The following is a 206-nucleotide window of genomic DNA, read 5'->3' as shown; positions in this document are numbered from 1 at the left end:
GAAGCGACCCACAAAGCCGAGTGGCTAAAAACGTTGGCGGCGCAGGGGATTGCCAGCCGCGAGCAAGTGCAAGCGGGGCTGAATCGCGCCAGACGCGAGCAGGGCGATAGGCAGTTTTGGCCGACACCGCGCCAGTTTGCTTTGTGGTGTCAACCTACGGCCTGTGATTTAGGGCTGCCCAAGTTAGAGGCGGCGTTTAAGGAGGC

The 206-nt window shown here is 61.2% G+C and carries 1 protein-coding gene; it reads left to right on the top strand.

Annotated elements, in window-relative coordinates; all coding sequences use genetic code 11:
- Nucleotides 1-206: replication protein P (locus FW758_RS25015; RefSeq protein WP_446446875.1), on the top strand; the 206-nt coding region annotated here is incomplete at both ends.

Source organism: Shewanella sp. 1180_01, assembly GCF_052850535.1.
This window is presented reverse-complemented; position numbering and strand designations above follow the sequence as displayed.